Source organism: Streptomyces sp. NPDC042364 (assembly GCF_056437585.1).
Genome location: NZ_JBWKAJ010000004.1, coordinates 1 through 15,496 on the forward strand (window position 1 = coordinate 1; position 15,496 = coordinate 15,496).

The following is a 15,496-nucleotide window of genomic DNA, read 5'->3' on the forward strand; positions in this document are numbered from 1 at the left end:
AGGAACGGACGCTTCCTTTGTACTCACCCGAGTGTTTCTCGGGCTTTCCTCCGGGCGCTTCCCTTCGGTCTTGCGTTTCCGACTCTATCAGATCGTTTTCCGATCCGATTTCCTCGGTGCTTTCCAGGTTCCCGCTTTCGCGTTTCCCTTTCCGGCGGTTCCGACTCTATCAGATCCTTTCGGGCCTGACTCCCAGTCAGCGGGAGTTGTCTTCACGACCGTTGGGCCGTTCCGACGAGTGAGACTTTAGCGGATTCCAGGCTCCCGAGCTAATCGGGGGCTGCGCCCTTTCGAACGCGGATTCCTCATTCTGCAAATACGCATGCCAATGGCACGACGACGGATCGCCGATTGTTGGTGTTTACCTGCGGAATGGCTGTCCGGGGACCGACCGAGGTCGGCGCTCACGTCGGACAACCCGGAGAACACTACGGACGGGCCCAGGGTGTGTCAACTCGCTGCGGGACCGTACCTCCGGCACGTAGCCTGACCTCCATGACTACGCGTACGTGTCACCAGCAGTGGTGGGCCGCCTGACGGCGGCCGCGCTCACGTACGCACTCGACGGCCGCCGCCCCCGGCGGCCGTTCTCGTATCTCCCTCCAGGGGCGGCCGGCCGGTGGCGGTGGTCCTGGCCAGGAGGATGAGAGATGACACGGGTCTTCAGCGGGATCAAGCCGACCGGGCATCTGACGCTCGGGAACTACCTGGGGGCCGTGCGGCGGTGGGCCGACGTCGATCAGCACCGGACGGACGCGCTGTTCTGCGTGGTCGACATGCACGCACTGACCGTGGACCACGATCCGGCGCGGGTACGGAGACTCAGCCGGCAGGCGGCGACCTTGCTGCTCGCGTCCGGGCTGGATCCCGAGCTGTGCACGGTCTTCGTGCAGAGCCAGGTCGACGAGCACGCGCGGCTGTCGTATGTGCTGGAGTGCGTGGCCACCGACGGTGAGATGCGGCGGATGATCCAGTACAAGGAGAAGGCGGCGCGTGAGCGGGACCGGGGCGGAAGTGTCCGGCTGTCACTGCTGACGTATCCGGTGCTGATGGCGGCGGACATCCTGGCCTACGGGACGGACGAAGTGCCGGTCGGGGACGACCAGACGCAGCATGTGGAACTGGCGCGGGACCTGGCGGTGCGGTTCAACCAGCGGTACGGGCAGGGGTTCGTGGTGCCGCGGGCGACGCATCCCGCGGTGGGGGCCAGGGTCATGAATCTGCAGGAGCCGACGTCGAAGATGGGGAAGACGGACGACGTGGGGCCGGGCATCGTCTATCTGCTGGACGAACCGGACGTGGCGCGGAAGAAGATCATGCGGGCCGTGACGGACAGCGGGCACGAGGTCGTCTACGACCGGGTGGCGCGGCCAGGACTCGCCAATCTGCTGGAGATCCTCGCGGCCTGCGAAGGTGGGGACCCCGAGGACCTGAGCGGTGCGTACGAGTCGTACGGGGCTTTGAAGAAGGACACCGCCGAGGCCGTGGTCGAGCTCCTCAGGCCCGTACAGCAGAGGCACAAGGAGTTGTGCGCCGATCCCGCGTATGTGGAAGAGGTGCTGCGGTCGGGCGCGGAGAAGGCCAGGGGGATGGCTCGGCCGAGGGTGGACGCGGCGTACCGGGCGATCGGGCTGCTGGCCGGTTGACCGCTGTACCGGGGGTGTGACGGCGGGGTCCCGCCCCCGGGCGCTGCGGCTGAGGTCGGCTGTGGCGGTCAGCTGTTGTTGCCGGAGGCCAGCTCGCGGCTGCGGTCGCGGGCGGCTTCCAGCGCCGCGATCAGTGCGGCGCGGACGCCGTGGTTCTCCAGTTCGCGGATGGCGCTGATCGTGGTGCCTGCCGGGGAGGTGACGTTCTCGCGGAGCTTGACGGGGTGCTCGCCGCTGTCGCGGAGCATCGTGGCCGCGCCGATGGCGGACTGGACGATGAGGTCGTGGGCCTTGTCGCGGGGCAGACCGAGGAGGATGCCCGCGTCGGTCATGGCCTCCACCAGGTAGAAGAAGTACGCCGGGCCCGAGCCGGAGAGGGCCGTGCAGGCGTCCTGCTGGGACTCGGGGACACGGAGGGTCTTGCCGACGGCGCCGAAGATCTCCTCGGCGTGCGCGAGGTCGGCCCCGCTCGCGTGGCTGCCGGCGGAGATGACGGACATGGCCTCGTCGACGAGGGCGGGCGTGTTCGTCATGACACGGACGACGGGGGTGCCCGGTGCCAGGCGCTCCTCGAAGAAGGAGGTGGGGATGCCTGCCGCGCCACTGATGACGAGGCGGTCGGCGGGGGTGTGCGGGGCGAGCTCGTCGAGGAGGGTGGCCATGTCCTGGGGCTTGACCGTCAGGATCAGGGTGTCGGCCGTCTTCGCGGCCTCCGCGTTGGTCACCGGGGTGACGCCGTAGCGGGTGCGGAGTTCCTCGGCGCGCTCGGCGCGGCGGGCGGTGACCAGGAGGTCCGCGGGGGCCCAGCCGGCTCGGATCATGCCGCTGAGCAGGGCCTCGCCGATCTTTCCGGTGCCGAGGACTGCGACTTTCTGGGTCATGGTGCGGGTGCCCTCCGAGGGTGCGTCGTCCTGGGGCCATCCTCGCATCGGGGGTGCCGGTTCGGGTGACGTGTCCGGTGGGCGGGATGCGGGGCGCGGGGGCGGAGGCGGCCGGTCTACCTCGTCCGGCGCCTCAGGGTCGCCGCTCCCAGGGCCAGGACCAGCAGGGCGCAGCCGGCGACGATCGAGACGTCGCGGATGAAGGTGGCGGTCATGTCGCGGTGGAGGAGGACCTCGTTCATGCCGTCCACGGCATAGGACATGGGGAGGGCGTCGGAGATGGCTTCGAGGGCGGGGTGCATGTTCTCCCGGGCGGTGAACAGGCCGCAGAGGAGGAGCTGGGGGAAGATCACGGCCGGCATGAACTGGACGGCCTGGAATTCGGAGGAGGCGAAGGCCGAGACGAAGAGGCCGAGGGCGGTGCCCAGGAGTGCGTCGAGGAGGGCGACGAGGAGCAGCAGCCAGGGGGAGCCGGTGACGTCCAGGTCGAGGAACCAGAGGGCCAGGCCGGTGGCGAGGGCGGACTGGATGATCGCCAGGGTGCCGAAGGCGAGGGCGTAGCCGGCGATGAGGTCGCCCTTGCCGAGGGGCATGGCGAGGAGGCGTTCGAGAGTGCCGGAGGTGCGTTCGCGCAGGGTGGCGATGGAGGTCACCAGGAACATGGTGATCAGCGGGAAGATGCCGAGCAGTGAGGCGCCGATGGAGTCGAAGACGCGGGGGCTGCCGTCGAAGACGTAGCGCAGCAGGAACAGCATCACGCACGGGACGAGGAGCATGAGGGCGATCGTGCGGGGGTCGTGGCGGAGCTGGCGGAGGACTCGGGCGGCTGTTGCGGTCGTACGGGAGTGGTTGAGGGCCTTCGGGCGGGGTGGGGGCGGGACCGCGGTGGTGTCGCGGCCGGCCTTCGGGGTGGGTGACGTGGTGGTCATCGGTTCGGCTCCTGCTGGGGTGAGGCGGTCGCGGCGGCCTCGTCGACCAGGTGCAGGAAGGCCGCTTCGACCGTTTCGGCGTGGGTGCGGGTGCGGAGGGCCTCGGGGGTGTCGTCGGCGAGGATCTCGCCCTCGCGCATCAGGAGGAGGCGGTGGCAGCGCTCGGCCTCGTCCATGACATGGGACGAGATCAGGAGGGTGGCCCGGCGCTCGGTGGCGAGGGTGTGGAAGAGGTCCCAGAGGTCTCGGCGGAGGACCGGGTCCAGGCCGACCGTGGGTTCGTCGAGGACCAGCAGTTCGGGGGTGCCGAGGAGGGCGACGGCCAGGGAGACGCGGCTGCGCTGGCCTCCGGAGAGGTTGCCGGCGAGGGCGTCGGCGTGGGTGGTGAGGTCGACGTCGGCGATGGCCCGGGTGACGCTCTCGTGGCGGCGGTCGGCGGCGGAGCGGCCGGGGTCGAGGATCGCGGCGAAGTAGTCGAGGTTCTGGCGGACGGTCAGGTCGTCGTAGACGGAGGGGGCCTGGGTGACGTAGCCGATGCGGGAGCGGAGCGTGGGGGCGCCTGCGGGGTGGCCCAGGACCTGGAGGGTGCCGGTGACCTTGTCCTGGGTGCCGACGATCGAGCGCATCAGGGTCGACTTGCCGCAGCCCGAGGGGCCGAGGAGGCCGGTGATCTGGCCGGGCGGAACCGCGAAGCCCAGGTCGCGGAGGACGGTGCGGGGGCCTCGGGTGACGGTGAGGTTCTCCGCGCGGATGGCGGGAGCGGGTGGCGGGGCGGGGTCGCTCGGGGCGGGGTCGCTCGGGGTGGTCGGGGCGGGGTCGGGGGGTGGGGGTGCCGGCTTCCCGGGCGGGTAATTCATCATGCGGTGAATAATGCGCCGGGTGGGGTTGGGCGTCAAGGCACGGGGCCGGGCGGGCAGGAGTGCGTCGTCGTACGGCGGCGGGCAGCGGGGCGGGGGCGGAACAGGGCCGTCGGCTCCGGCGGAGGCGACGGCGGGGAGGTCGAGGGCGTCGGTGTTCCCCCACAGGGCCGATACGCCGCCGGGGCGCGGGACGCGGAGGGCCTCCGGGCCCCGCGCGTGGGGTCTCCGGTGCCCGGACCGGGCGGGGGTGAGGAGGTCGCACATCCCGCTCGGCCGAGCCGGCGGCGACGCCGGGAGCGCGGGGGTGGGGTGAGGAGGGGGCGTCCGCGGGGTTTTTGACTCAGCCGCGCGGGCGGCGCTTGGCCGGGTTGCCGGTGCGTTTGGTGGTGCGGCGGGTGTACTGGGCCAGGGCGGTTTCGTAGGTCTGGCGGTGGAGGGACTCGCCGGGGGCTTCCTTGAGGGAGCGGAGGAAGTAGGCGGCGAGGGAGCCTATGAAACCGATGGTGAGGAGGCCGCGCAGGGAGGACTGGCGTTCGGGGTCGGGGCGCCGGGTGAAGGAGCCCCAGGTGTGGCCGAAGGCGAGGGCGCTGCAGACGGCGAACATGACGACGACGGTGATCGAGACGAAGCCGCCCACCGCCGCCAGTTGAAGGCCCTCGTAGGCGAGGCGCAGTACGAGGCAGGAGGCCGCCACGGCGGCGAGGGAGCCGATGGAGACGGTCACGCGGCGGACGGTGTAGTCACCGTCGTGACGCAGCCAGGTCGTGCCGAAGAAGCGGATGGGCTCGGGAAGGGGGCCCTTGGGCGTCGTGGGGGCGGCCTTGGAGGCTGCGGGCACCTTGGAGGGGTGCGGCTTCGCCCCGGTTCCGGTCTGCTTGTCGCTCACGGGTCGATTATGGCTGCGGGGCGGTCGCGGACCACGGGCCGGTGGGGATCGGGTGCGGCGCACGCGGGAGCGCCCCCACCCGGCCTGCGGGTGAGGGCGCTCCTCCGGTGCCGGTTCCCCTGGCCGGGTCAGCCGCAGCGGCCGGCCACGTAGCCGTCGGCGCCGGTGTAGACGTAGGCGTCGGAGATGTAGTCGCCGTCGCCGATGTTGTCCCAGATGTTGGTGGTGCCATAGGGGCCGGAGATGGTCTGGCCCGGGGTCTGGCAGTAGATCGGGACCCTGGCGCCCTCGGCGAGGACGCGGACGATGCTGTAGCTGGTGCTCGGGCCGCTGCGGACGTTGACGCGGACGCCCGGGGCGACCGAGTAGTAGCGGACGGACGCCGTCGCGGCGGCCGTGGCCGTACGCTCCGCCTCGCCGTCGCCCGTGATCTCTTCGACGCGGTCGATGGACATGTGTGAACTCCCCCCGTTTCACCCCATGACAGCCATGGGGACCCTTTGATACCCCTTGGATCAGGACACGCGCACCTGCGCCTTCTTGGTTCCCGGAGGCGGGCAAGCCGCCTCTGTCTCGTACGTGTCATCGACTAGGCTCCGTGCGTCGCGCGAGCGGCCGGAACAGCACGGGGGTGTGCCCATGGCGCCACAGCGGGACACCGGTTCGGGAGCGGAAGCGGAACTTCCCGAGTACGCCGGTCAGTACCGCCTGGAGTCATGCCTGGGCTCGGGTGGCATGGGAGTCGTCCATCTGGCCACCTCGACCTCCGGGCTGCGCCTCGCGGTGAAGGTGGTGCACGCCGAGTTCGCCAAGGACCCTGAGTTCAGGGGGCGGTTCAGGCAGGAGGTCGCCGCGGCGCGACGGGTGAGCGGTGCCTTCACGGCGCCGGTCGTCGACGCCGACACCGACAGTGCCCGCCCCTGGATGGCCACCCTCTTCATTCCCGGTCCGACCCTCGCCGAGCACGTCAAGCGGAACGGGCCCATGACACCTGGGCAGTTGCGCCGGCTGATGGCGGGGCTCGCCGAGGCGCTGCGGGACATCCACCGGGCGGGCGTGGTGCACCGCGACCTCAAGCCCAGCAACGTCCTCCTCGCCGAGGACGGACCCAAAGTCATCGACTTCGGTATCTCCCGGCCGAAGGACAGCGAACTGCGCACCGAGACCGGCAAGTTGATAGGTACCCCGCCCTTCATGGCCCCGGAGCAGTTCCGGCGGCCCAGGGAGGTCGGGCCCGCCGCCGACATCTTCGCCCTGGGCTCGGTGACCGTGCACGCGGCGACCGGGCGCGGGCCCTTCGACTCCGACAGCCCGTACGTCGTCGCCTACCAGGTGGTCCACGACGAGCCGGACCTCACGGGCGTACCGGAGAAGCTCGCCCCGCTCGTGCGGGCCTGCCTCGCCAAGGAGCCCGAGGACCGGCCCACGGCGGACGAGCTGATGCACCGGCTGCGGTCGGTGGCGGCGTCGTACGACACCCAGGCGTTCATACCGGCCCAGCGGGAGCAGGGTTCGGGGACGTCGGGGGAGCACTCGCGGACCGCGCGGGATTCCGGTGCCGCCGAGGAACCAGAGGGCCCGGACGCCGCGGTCGGCAGCGGGGAGGCCGGCGGTCCGGCGGACGCGACGGGATCACGGGGCGAACGCGGCCGACTGCGCAGGCGGGCCCTCGTGGTCGCCACCACCCTGGTGCTGGTCGTGGGCGGTGCCCTCGGCTCGGTGCGGTTGCTCGGCGACGGCGGGGGCGAGGGCGGCGGGGGCGAGGCGACGCCTCGGGCGACCGTGGCCGCCGCCCCCGCGCCGGAGCACTGGGCGACGAAGCCGGCGCCGAAGAAGGCCGGGGCGCCGCAGTGCGCGTACGGTGCGGGCACGTTGGTGTGCGCGCAGCCGGGGCTGGTCTCGGCGTTGGATCCGGCCGACGGCCGGGTGCTGTGGCGGCATCCCGTCACCGGCGGCACCAGTGAGCCACCCGTCGTGTCGGGTGGTCTGGCACACGTCTCCACGGACGCCGGCGGGCGGTCGCAGGCCCTCGACCCGGCGACCGGCGAGGTCCGCTGGGAGCGGGACCTGACCGCGTACAGCGGCCGGCGGTTCGCCGGCGACGTGCTCCTGCTGACCTCCGCCGACGGCACGGTCACCGGCCTGGACGGCGCGACCGGCGACACACTGTGGAGCCGGTCCTTCCCCGGACAGCGGGAGGCGTACTTCACCTCGTTCGACGGGGACGGGCCGGCGTATGTGGCGGGCGTCACCGGCGAGGGCGCGGGGGCGCGGACCCGGGTCACGGCGGTGGACCCCGACAGCGGGGACGTGGTGTGGGACGCGCGGCTGGACGGCGACCTGAAGCCGGTGGGGGTCAGTGGCGGCGCCCTCTTCCTGCTGTCCAGCGGCGGGGTGTACGGCGACACGGTCGGTGTGGTCCGCTACGACCCCGGAACCAGGGCGACGGACCGGTTCACACTGCCCGTACGGCTGGAGCAGGCCCGCGCGGTCGTACGCGGTGACATCGTCCATCTGCTGGGTACCGGCGGTGCGCTCGTGGCCGTCGACATGAAGGCGGGCAGGCAGTTGTGGCGGGCCGAGACCGGGGTGGCGCGGGGCTCGGCGCCCGTGGCCGACGGCCGGCACGTGTACTTCACCACCGCCGACGGGCGTCTGCTGGCGCTCGACGCCCGCAAGGGCCGGCTCACCGGGGAGACTCCCCCGCGGCTCGGTGACACCGACCGGGTCGTGGCCGCGCTGCCCGAGCCGGTCGTCGTCGGCGGACGTGTCTGCGCGGGCGCACCCGACGGCACGGTGTTCGGGGTCGACGCGGGCGATCCGGCGGGCTGGTAGCCGCCCGGCGGTCGACGGCCGTGGCCGCGCACGCGCCGGCACCCACCGGCCGGTATGCGCGCCTCCGTGGCTGCCGGACTCCCTCCCCCGTCGAACGCGACCTCGAACGCACCGAGGGCCGCCCCCGGGATTCCTCCCGGCGGCGGCCCTCGTCGCCGTGGGTCAGCCCAGCTTGGAGACGTCGCGGACCGCGCCCTTGTCGGCGCTGGTGGCCATCGCGGCGTACGCCTTCAGCGCCGCGGAGACCTTGCGCTCGCGGTTCTTCGGGGCGTAGACGCCGTTCAGGGCCTGCTCGCGGCGGGCCAGCTCTGCGTCGTCGACCAGCAGCTCGATCGAGCGGTTGGGGATGTCGATGCGGATGCGGTCGCCGTCCTCGACGAGCGCGATCGTGCCGCCGCCGGCCGCCTCGGGCGAGGCGTGGCCGATGGACAGGCCGGACGTGCCGCCGGAGAAGCGGCCGTCGGTGATCAGGGCGCAGGACTTCCCGAGGCCGCGGCCCTTCAGGTACGAGGTCGGGTAGAGCATCTCCTGCATACCGGGGCCGCCCTTGGGGCCCTCGTAGCGGATGACGACGACGTCGCCCTCCTTGACCTGCTGGGTGAGGATCTTCTGGACGGCCTCCTCCTGCGACTCGCAGACGACCGCCGGGCCCTCGAACGTCCAGATGGACTCGTCGACGCCGGCCGTCTTCACCACGCAGCCGTCGACGGCGAGGTTGCCCTTCAGCACGGCGAGGCCGCCGTCCTTGGAGTAGGCGTGCTCGGCGGAGCGGATGCAGCCGTTCTCGGCGTCCTCGTCCAGGGAGTCCCAGCGCTCGGACTGGGAGAACGCCTCGGCGGAGCGGACGCAGCCGGGGGCCGCGTGCCACAGCTCGACGGCCTCGGGCGACGGGGAGCCGCCGCGCACGTCCCACGTCTTCAGCCAGTCGGCGAGGGAGGAGCTGTGGACGGAGTTCACGTCCTCGTTGAGCAGGCCCGCGCGGTGCAGCTCGCCCAGCAGGGCGGGGATGCCGCCGGCGCGGTGCACGTCCTCCATGTAGTACGTGCGGTTCTTCGCGACGTTGGGCGCGACCTTCGCCAGGCAGGGCACACGGCGCGAGACGGCGTCGATCTCGTTCAGACCGAAGGGGACGCCCGCCTCCTGGGCGGCGGCCAGCAGGTGCAGGATCGTGTTGGTGGAGCCACCCATGGCGATGTCGAGGGCCATGGCGTTCTCGAAGGCCGCGAACGAGGCGACGGAGCGCGGCAGGACCGTCTCGTCGTCCTGCTCGTAGTAGCGGCGGGTGATGTCCATGACCGTGTTGGCCGCGTCGACGTAGAGCTGCTTGCGGGCCGTGTGGGTGGCCAGGACCGAGCCGTTGCCGGGCAGGGACAGGCCGATGGCCTCGGTCAGGCAGTTCATCGAGTTGGCGGTGAACATGCCGGAACAGGAGCCGCAGGTCGGACAGGCGTTCTCCTCGATACGGAGGATGTCCTCGTCCGAGATCTTGTCGTTCACGGCGTCGGAGATCGCGTCGACCAGGTCGAGGGTGCGGACGGTGCCGTCGACGAGGGTGGCGCGGCCGGACTCCATGGGGCCGCCGGAGACGAAGACCGTCGGGATGTTGAGCCGCAGGGCGGCGTTCAGCATGCCCGGGGTGATCTTGTCGCAGTTGGAGATGCAGATCAGGGCGTCGGCGCAGTGGGCCTCGACCATGTACTCCACGCTGTCCGCGATCAGGTCGCGGGAGGGCAGGGAGTACAGCATGCCGCCGTGGCCCATGGCGATGCCGTCGTCGACGGCGATCGTATTGAACTCGCGGGGGATACCGCCGGCCTCGCGGATCGCCTCGCTGACGATCCGGCCCACCGGCTGGAGGTGGGTGTGGCCGGGCACGAACTCGGTGAAGGAGTTGGCGACCGCGATGATCGGCTTGCGGCCGATGTCCGCGCCCGGTACACCGGAGGCGCGCATAAGGGCGCGGGCGCCCGCCATGTTGCGGCCGTGGGTGACTGTGCGGGACCTCAGCTCGGGCATCGTCGCTCGCCTCGCTCCTTCGGAGAGTTATGACTGCAGTCGAGCGTACGCCGGTTATCCAGTGGGCGGACACATCGTCCGGATGACGGGACGACCGTCTCGGTTTTCGGCGTGCTCACAGGGGTGCCGTCAGGTGGGCCTGCACCACGGGGGCCACCCGTCTGATGATCTGCTCCGGGTCCGCCGACGCCAGGGGCTCGACCTTGATCACGTAGCGGATCATCGCGATGCCGACCAGCTGCGCCGCGGCCAGCTCCGCCCGAAGTTCCGCGTCCGGGGTGTCGAGACGGCCGGCGATACGGCGGAGCACCTGGGTGGAGACGATACGGCGGAAGACGGCGGCGGCGGTGTCGTTGTTCACCGCCGAGCGCACGATCGCGAGCAGGGGGGTACGGGTCGCGGGGTTCTCCCAGACGCCGAGGAAGAAGCGGGTGAGCCGTTCGCCGACGGCCTCCAGGGGGCCGTCCTCGACGGCTCTGGGCGCCTCGACCGCGGGCGGGAAGGAGAGCGCGATGGCCGCCTCGAACACCTGCTCCTTCGTCCCGAAGTAGTGGTGCACCAGCGCCGAGTCCACTCCGGCCGCCTTCGCGATCCCCCGTACCGACGTCTTGTCGTAGCCCCGCTCGGAGAACTCCTCGCGGGCGGCGGCGAGGATGCGGTCGCGGGCGCCGGGGGTGTCGGCCGCTTCCGTACGAGGGGGCCGTCCCCGGCGGCGGGGGGTTGCCGAGGTCACGGCCGGGGGACCTTCGAGGCGGAGGCGAGATGCAGCCGGGTGAAGGCGAGGGCTTCGGCGAGGTCGGCCTCACGCTCGGCGCCGGACATGGCCCGGCGGGTGTTGACCTCGATCACGACATGGCCGTCGAATCCGGAGCGGGCGAGTCGTTCCAGCAGCTCGGCGCAGGGCTGGGTGCCGCGGCCCGGCACGAGGTGCTCGTCCTTCGCCGAGCCCCTGCCGTCGGCCATGTGGACGTGGCCGAGGCGGCCGCCCATGCGGTCGGCCATCTCCAGCGCGTCGACGCGGGAGGTCGCGGCGTGGCTGAGGTCGATCGTGAAGTGCCGGTAGTCGTCGTTGGTCACGTCCCAGTCGGGGGCGTAGGCGAGCATCTCGCGGTCGCGGTAGCGCCAGGGGTACATGTTCTCGACGGCGAACCGTACGTCCGTCTCGTTGGCCATGCGCCAGATGCCGGTGACGAAGTCGCGCGCGTACTGGCGCTGCCAGCGGAACGGGGGGTGGACGACGACCGTGCTCGCGCCGAGCTTCTCGGCGGCCGCCTGGGCGCGCTGGAGTTTGACCCAGGGGTCGGTGGACCACACCCGCTGGGTGATCAGCAGACAGGGGGCGTGGACGGCGAGGATGGGGATCCGGTGGTAGTCGGAGAGGCGCCGCAGGGCCTCCATGTCCTGGCTGACCGGGTCGGTCCAGACCATGACCTCGACGCCGTCGTAGCCGAGGCGCGCGGCGATCTCGAAGGCCGTCGCCGTGGACTCCGGATACACGGAGGCCGTGGACAGGGCGACCTTCGCATCCGGGATCCGCACTACTTCTGCCACGCAGGACAGCCTAAGGGTTGGGGTTCGTCATGTGGGGCCGGGTCGGGTTGTTGGCCGGGAGTCGGGGGCCTGGCCTCCTCGCCGCGGGGGGTGGGTCGCCTCGCCGCCACGGGTCGGTCGCCGCCTCGCCGCGGGGGACGGGTCGTCTCACCGCCACGGGGGCGGCCGGCGAGGGCGGCCGCGGGTCCGTCGTGGTCGCTCGCACGGCTCCCGACGGCCCTGACAGCCTGCCCGCCCAAGGCCACAAGGGCCCTTACGCCGTGCCCATGTGGTCCAGGCGACGCAGGATGACGCCCTCGCGCAGGGCCCAGGGGCAGACCTCCAGGTTCTCCACCTCGAAGAGGTCCATGGCGCCCTCGGCCACCAGCGCGCCGGCGAGCAGCTGGCCGGCACGGCCCTCGGAGACGCCGGGGAGGGCGGCTCGCTGGGCGGTGGTCATCTCGGCCAGTTTGGGGACCCATGCCTCCAGGGACTGGCGCTTGAGGTCGCGCTGGACGTAGAGGCCCTCGGTGGAGCGGGCGGCGCCGCAGATACGGGCGAGCTGCTTGAAGGTCTTGGAGGTGGCGACCACGTGGTCGGGGGCGCCGAAGCGGCTGAACTCGCCGACCGTGCGGGCGATCTGGGCGCGGACGTGGCGGCGCAGCGCCCGGACGTCGTCCGGTTCGGGCGGGTCGCCGGGGAGCCAGCCGGCGGTGAGGCGGCCGGCGCCGAGGGGGAGGGAGACGGCCGCGTCGGGCTCCTCGTCGATGCCGTAGGCGATCTCCAGGGAGCCGCCGCCGATGTCGAGGACGAGGAGCTTGCCCGCTGACCAGCCGAACCAGCGGCGGACGGCGAGGAAGGTCAGCCGGGCCTCCTCCGCGCCGGTGAGGACCTGGAGCTCGACCCCGGTCTCTTCCTTGACCCGGGCGAGGACGTCGTCGGCGTTGCTGGCCTCGCGTACGGCGGAGGTGGCGAACGGGAGCATCTCCTCGACGCCCTTGTCCTCGGCGGCCTGGAGGGCCTCGTGGACGACGGCTATGAGCCTGTCGACGCCTTCGGCGCCTATGGCCCCTTCGTCGTCGAGGAGTTGGGCAAGGCGCAGCTCCACCTTGTGCGAGTGCGCGGGCAGGGGGCGCGCGCCCGGGTGTGCGTCCACCACCAGCAGATGCACCGTGTTCGATCCCACGTCGAGGACACCGAGTCTCATGGGCGGAACGCTACTGCCAGCGAAGCCGTGCGCCGTCCTCCCCGCGGGCTTCGGCGCCGTACCCTGGACGGGTGCCAAAGACGAAAAAGGCAAAGGCTGACAAGTCGGCAGCGGTGGCCGCGGCGGGCGCCGGATCTTCGCGGGCGAAGGCGGCGACGAAACCCCCGAAACCGCGCAAGGGAGCTTCGGAGCCCGACGAGAAGGGGCTCGATTTCGCGCGCGCGTGGGTGGAGTTCTCCGATCCGGCGGACGACGAGCAGGTCTTCCGCTGCGATCTGACGTGGCTGACCTCTCGCTGGAACTGCGTCTTCGGCAGTGGCTGCCAGGGCATCCAGGCGGGCCGCGCGGATGACGGCTGCTGCACTCTGGGTGCCCACTTCTCCGATGAGGACGACGAGAAGCGCGTCGCCGAACATGTGGCGAGGCTCACGCCGGAGATCTGGCAGTTCCACGATGTGGGCACCAGTACCGGGTGGGTCTCCCAGGACGAGGACGGGGATCGGCAGACCCGGCCCTACCAGGGTTCGTGCATCTTCCAGAACCGTCCGGGTTTCGCCGGCGGGGCGGGCTGCTCGCTGCACATCCTCGCGTTGCGCGAGGGGCGGGAGCCGTTGGAGACCAAGCCGGACGTCTGCTGGCAGCTTCCGGTCCGGCGGACGTACGACTGGATCGACCGGCCCGACGACACGCGGGTGCTGCAGGTGTCGATCGGTGAGTACGACCGCCGCGGCTGGGGTCCGGGCGGCCATGACCTGCACTGGTGGTGCACGTCGGCGACGTCGGCGCACGGTGCGGGCGAGCCGGTGTACGTGTCGTACCGGCCGGAGCTGATCGAGCTGATGGGCAAGGCGGCGTACGACCGGCTGGTGGAGCTGTGCGAGGAGCGGCTGGCGGCCGGGCTGCCGCTGGTGGCCCCGCATCCGGCGGATCCGGTGGTGCCGTAGGCGGACCACGGCTGCCGTGCGGCGGCCTCAGGGTGCGGGCGGGGGGTCGCCGCCGTCGCCCGGGGGTGGCGGCGGGTCGGCCGGGCCCGTGGGGGCCGGGTCGGTGGCGGTCGGGGTCGGGTCCGGCTGGGCGGGGCCGGTGGGGGTGGGTTCCGGATCGGGCTGCGGGGGCGGGGCGGTGGGCCTGGGCGAGTCCGGGTTCGGGACGGGCGCGGTCGCGTGGGGGTCGTCCGGGGGTACGGCGACGGGGCCGTAGCCGTCGATGGTGACGACGGCGCCCGCGGGGGCGAGCGTCACCTGGGCGGTCCAGTGGCCGGCGGGCTCGCTCAGCCGGTCCACGTACACCTTGATGGTCAGTGACTCGCCCGGTTCCAGGGTTCCCGAGGAGCGGCTGAGGTAGAGCCAGCCGGCGCCGGTGCGGGCGGACCAGGCGACGGGGGAATCGCCGGTCGCGCGCAGGGTGATGAGGGTGGTGTCGCCGTCGTTCCCTGCGGTTACGGCGAGCGCGCCGGTGCCCTTGCCGCGGGTGACCTCCACGGAGACGTCGTCCGAGGCGTGCCCTCCCCTGCGGGCGCCGGGCTCGGCCCTGGCGCTCCCGGCGTTCTCGTACGCGCCGGAGCCGTCGCCCACGGTGCCGTCGCCGACTCCCTGCTCCTCGCCGGCGGCGATGGCCCGGCCGTCGGCGCCCTCGCCGATGAGGGGGGCGCCCCAGTACGCGGCCCAGAGGGCGAGGACGGGCGCGGCGACGACGGTGGCGACGACCGTGGTCGTGACGGCACGCGCGCGGAGCCGGTCGCGGCGCGCGGCGCGGTCCCTGGGGTCCACGGGGAAGCCGCGCCGGTCGAAACGCGGGATACGCGCGCGGGAGAGGGGCCCCATGGCGCCGTACAGGACCGCGCGAGGGGCTTCCAGGACGGGCAGCGCGGCGGGGGTGACGCTGGTGCCGGGCCAGTGTCCCGGGACGGCGCGCTCGGCGGCGCGGCGGCAGACGGGGCAGTCGTCGACGTGCCGGACCAGTGCGCCGCGCAGGGTGGTGCTGAGGACGAACTGCCGGTCGCCGGCGAGGAGGGCGACGCCGGGGCACGCGCCGGTCTCCACGACGGCGAGGGCGGCGCGGGTGCGCTCCACCTCGCAGGCGGCCGAGGAGAGCAGTTCGCGCGCGGCGGCCGCATCCATGCCGAGGACGTCGGCGACCTCCTGGACGGCGAGCTGGTGGCGTACCGCCAGTTCGAGGGCCTCGCGCTGCTCGGGGGTGGTCCCGGCGGCCTCCGGCCAGGCCAGCCGGGCGAGTTCCTGCCGTCGTCGCCGCTCCTCGTCATCGGAGAGGGGCGGCCCGGCGGCGGTCTGCCCGCCGTGGCGGGGCTCGCCGCCGTGCGGGGCGCGGCGGCCCTGCGCGGGTGTACCGGGGCGGGTCTGCCGGGTCTCGGCGAGCTTGCGCAGGCAGGACCAGCGGGCCAGCGCGTACAGCCAGGCCCGGCGCCTCTCCTCCGCACCCGGGCCGCGGCGGCGCTCGGCCAGGGCGAGGACATCGCCCAGGGCGGCGATCGCCGCGTCGTGGTCGCACAGCACGGACATGCAGTAGGTGAACAGGCCGTCCAGGTAGGGCTCGTAGCGCGCGGACGGGCGCTGCGCCACCGCGCGCGCCGCAGCCCGATCGCGCGCCTCGCTGTGCGCCTGGTGGGCGCCGGCGGTGCGGGTCGAGGTCTCCGGACTGATGCTCATCATTCATGGACGGTAGGCGCCTGGGAGCAGCGCCTTCTCG

Annotated in this window: 13 protein-coding genes; 3 read left to right on the plus strand and 10 right to left on the minus strand. The window is 72.5% G+C overall.

Annotated features, from left to right (window positions below; all coding sequences use genetic code 11):
- The first annotated feature begins 650 nt into the window (after positions 1-650).
- Positions 651-1,646 (plus strand): tryptophan--tRNA ligase, encoded by a 996-nt coding sequence (trpS, locus tag AC067N_RS09500; RefSeq protein WP_478678318.1) that lies wholly within the window; start codon positions 651-653, stop codon positions 1,644-1,646.
- Between the two features lie 68 nt (positions 1,647-1,714).
- On the opposite strand, the gene proC is transcribed toward trpS, so the two are convergent.
- From proC to AC067N_RS09525, 5 genes are all read right to left on the minus strand, one after another.
- Positions 1,715-2,527, minus strand: a complete 813-nt coding sequence (proC, locus tag AC067N_RS09505; RefSeq protein WP_478678319.1) for a pyrroline-5-carboxylate reductase — start codon at positions 2,525-2,527, stop codon at positions 1,715-1,717.
- Positions 2,528-2,643: 116 nt separating this feature from the next.
- Positions 2,644-3,456 carry an ABC transporter permease gene (locus tag AC067N_RS09510; RefSeq protein WP_478678320.1) on the minus strand — a complete coding sequence of 271 codons (813 nt, stop codon included), beginning with the start codon at positions 3,454-3,456 and terminating at the stop codon, positions 2,644-2,646.
- Positions 3,453-4,580, minus strand: coding sequence for an ABC transporter ATP-binding protein (locus tag AC067N_RS09515; RefSeq protein ID WP_478678321.1), 1,128 nt, complete (start codon positions 4,578-4,580; stop codon positions 3,453-3,455). The genes AC067N_RS09510 and AC067N_RS09515 overlap by 4 nt, the downstream gene beginning before the upstream one ends.
- A gap of 76 nt (positions 4,581-4,656) precedes the next feature.
- Positions 4,657-5,154, minus strand: a complete 498-nt coding sequence (locus AC067N_RS09520; protein ID WP_478678705.1) for an EamA/RhaT family transporter — start codon at positions 5,152-5,154, stop codon at positions 4,657-4,659.
- A 176-nt stretch (positions 5,155-5,330) separates the two neighbouring features.
- Positions 5,331-5,657, minus strand: coding sequence for an SH3 domain-containing protein (locus AC067N_RS09525; protein WP_478678322.1), 327 nt, complete (start codon positions 5,655-5,657; stop codon positions 5,331-5,333).
- 184 nt (positions 5,658-5,841) lie between these two features.
- Here AC067N_RS09525 and AC067N_RS09530 point away from each other — a divergent pair, with 184 nt between their 5' ends.
- A complete protein-coding gene (locus AC067N_RS09530) occupies positions 5,842-8,037 on the plus strand; it encodes a serine/threonine-protein kinase (protein ID WP_478678323.1) in 2,196 nt (731 codons plus the stop codon).
- Between the two features lie 162 nt (positions 8,038-8,199).
- Here the strand turns inward: AC067N_RS09530 and ilvD are convergent, their stop codons facing one another.
- The 4 genes from ilvD to AC067N_RS09550 form a co-directional block, all read right to left on the minus strand.
- The gene (ilvD, locus tag AC067N_RS09535; RefSeq protein ID WP_478678324.1) at positions 8,200-10,053 is read right to left on the minus strand and encodes a dihydroxy-acid dehydratase; all 1,854 of its coding nucleotides are present in this window, start codon (positions 10,051-10,053) and stop codon (positions 8,200-8,202) included.
- Positions 10,054-10,168: 115 nt separating this feature from the next.
- A complete protein-coding gene (locus AC067N_RS09540; RefSeq protein WP_478678325.1) occupies positions 10,169-10,786 on the minus strand; it encodes a TetR/AcrR family transcriptional regulator in 618 nt (205 codons plus the stop codon).
- Positions 10,783-11,604, minus strand: a complete 822-nt coding sequence (locus AC067N_RS09545; RefSeq protein WP_478678326.1) for a sugar phosphate isomerase/epimerase family protein — start codon at positions 11,602-11,604, stop codon at positions 10,783-10,785. The genes AC067N_RS09540 and AC067N_RS09545 overlap by 4 nt, the downstream gene beginning before the upstream one ends.
- A 253-nt stretch (positions 11,605-11,857) precedes the next feature.
- Positions 11,858-12,790, minus strand: coding sequence for a Ppx/GppA family phosphatase (locus AC067N_RS09550; protein WP_478678327.1), 933 nt, complete (start codon positions 12,788-12,790; stop codon positions 11,858-11,860).
- Positions 12,791-12,861: 71 nt separating this feature from the next.
- Here AC067N_RS09550 and AC067N_RS09555 point away from each other — a divergent pair, with 71 nt between their 5' ends.
- Complete coding sequence (locus tag AC067N_RS09555) at positions 12,862-13,734, plus strand: DUF3109 family protein (protein WP_478678328.1); 873 nt, start codon at positions 12,862-12,864, stop codon at positions 13,732-13,734.
- 27 nt (positions 13,735-13,761) lie between these two features.
- Here AC067N_RS09555 and AC067N_RS09560 read toward each other — a convergent pair whose 3' ends face one another.
- Positions 13,762-15,459 carry a BACON domain-containing protein gene (locus AC067N_RS09560; protein ID WP_478678329.1) on the minus strand — a complete coding sequence of 566 codons (1,698 nt, stop codon included), beginning with the start codon at positions 15,457-15,459 and terminating at the stop codon, positions 13,762-13,764.
- Positions 15,460-15,496: the final 37 nt, after the last annotated feature.

What these genes read in the sequence shown, in the direction of transcription:
- proC (WP_478678319.1), bottom strand. Translation starts at nt 2,527, where the DNA reads ATGACCCAGAAAGTCGCAGTCCTCGGCACCGGAAAGATCGGCGAGGCC.
- AC067N_RS09515 (WP_478678321.1), bottom strand. Translation starts at nt 4,580, where the DNA reads ATGTGCGACCTCCTCACCCCCGCCCGGTCCGGGCACCGGAGACCCCAC.
- ilvD (WP_478678324.1), bottom strand. Translation starts at nt 10,053, where the DNA reads ATGCCCGAGCTGAGGTCCCGCACAGTCACCCACGGCCGCAACATGGCG.
- AC067N_RS09560 (WP_478678329.1), bottom strand. Translation starts at nt 15,459, where the DNA reads ATGATGAGCATCAGTCCGGAGACCTCGACCCGCACCGCCGGCGCCCAC.
- AC067N_RS09550 (WP_478678327.1), bottom strand. Translation starts at nt 12,790, where the DNA reads ATGAGACTCGGTGTCCTCGACGTGGGATCGAACACGGTGCATCTGCTG.
- AC067N_RS09530 (WP_478678323.1), top strand. Translation starts at nt 5,842, where the DNA reads ATGGCGCCACAGCGGGACACCGGTTCGGGAGCGGAAGCGGAACTTCCC.
- AC067N_RS09525 (WP_478678322.1), bottom strand. Translation starts at nt 5,657, where the DNA reads ATGTCCATCGACCGCGTCGAAGAGATCACGGGCGACGGCGAGGCGGAG.
- AC067N_RS09510 (WP_478678320.1), bottom strand. Translation starts at nt 3,456, where the DNA reads ATGACCACCACGTCACCCACCCCGAAGGCCGGCCGCGACACCACCGCG.
- trpS (WP_478678318.1), top strand. Translation starts at nt 651, where the DNA reads ATGACACGGGTCTTCAGCGGGATCAAGCCGACCGGGCATCTGACGCTC.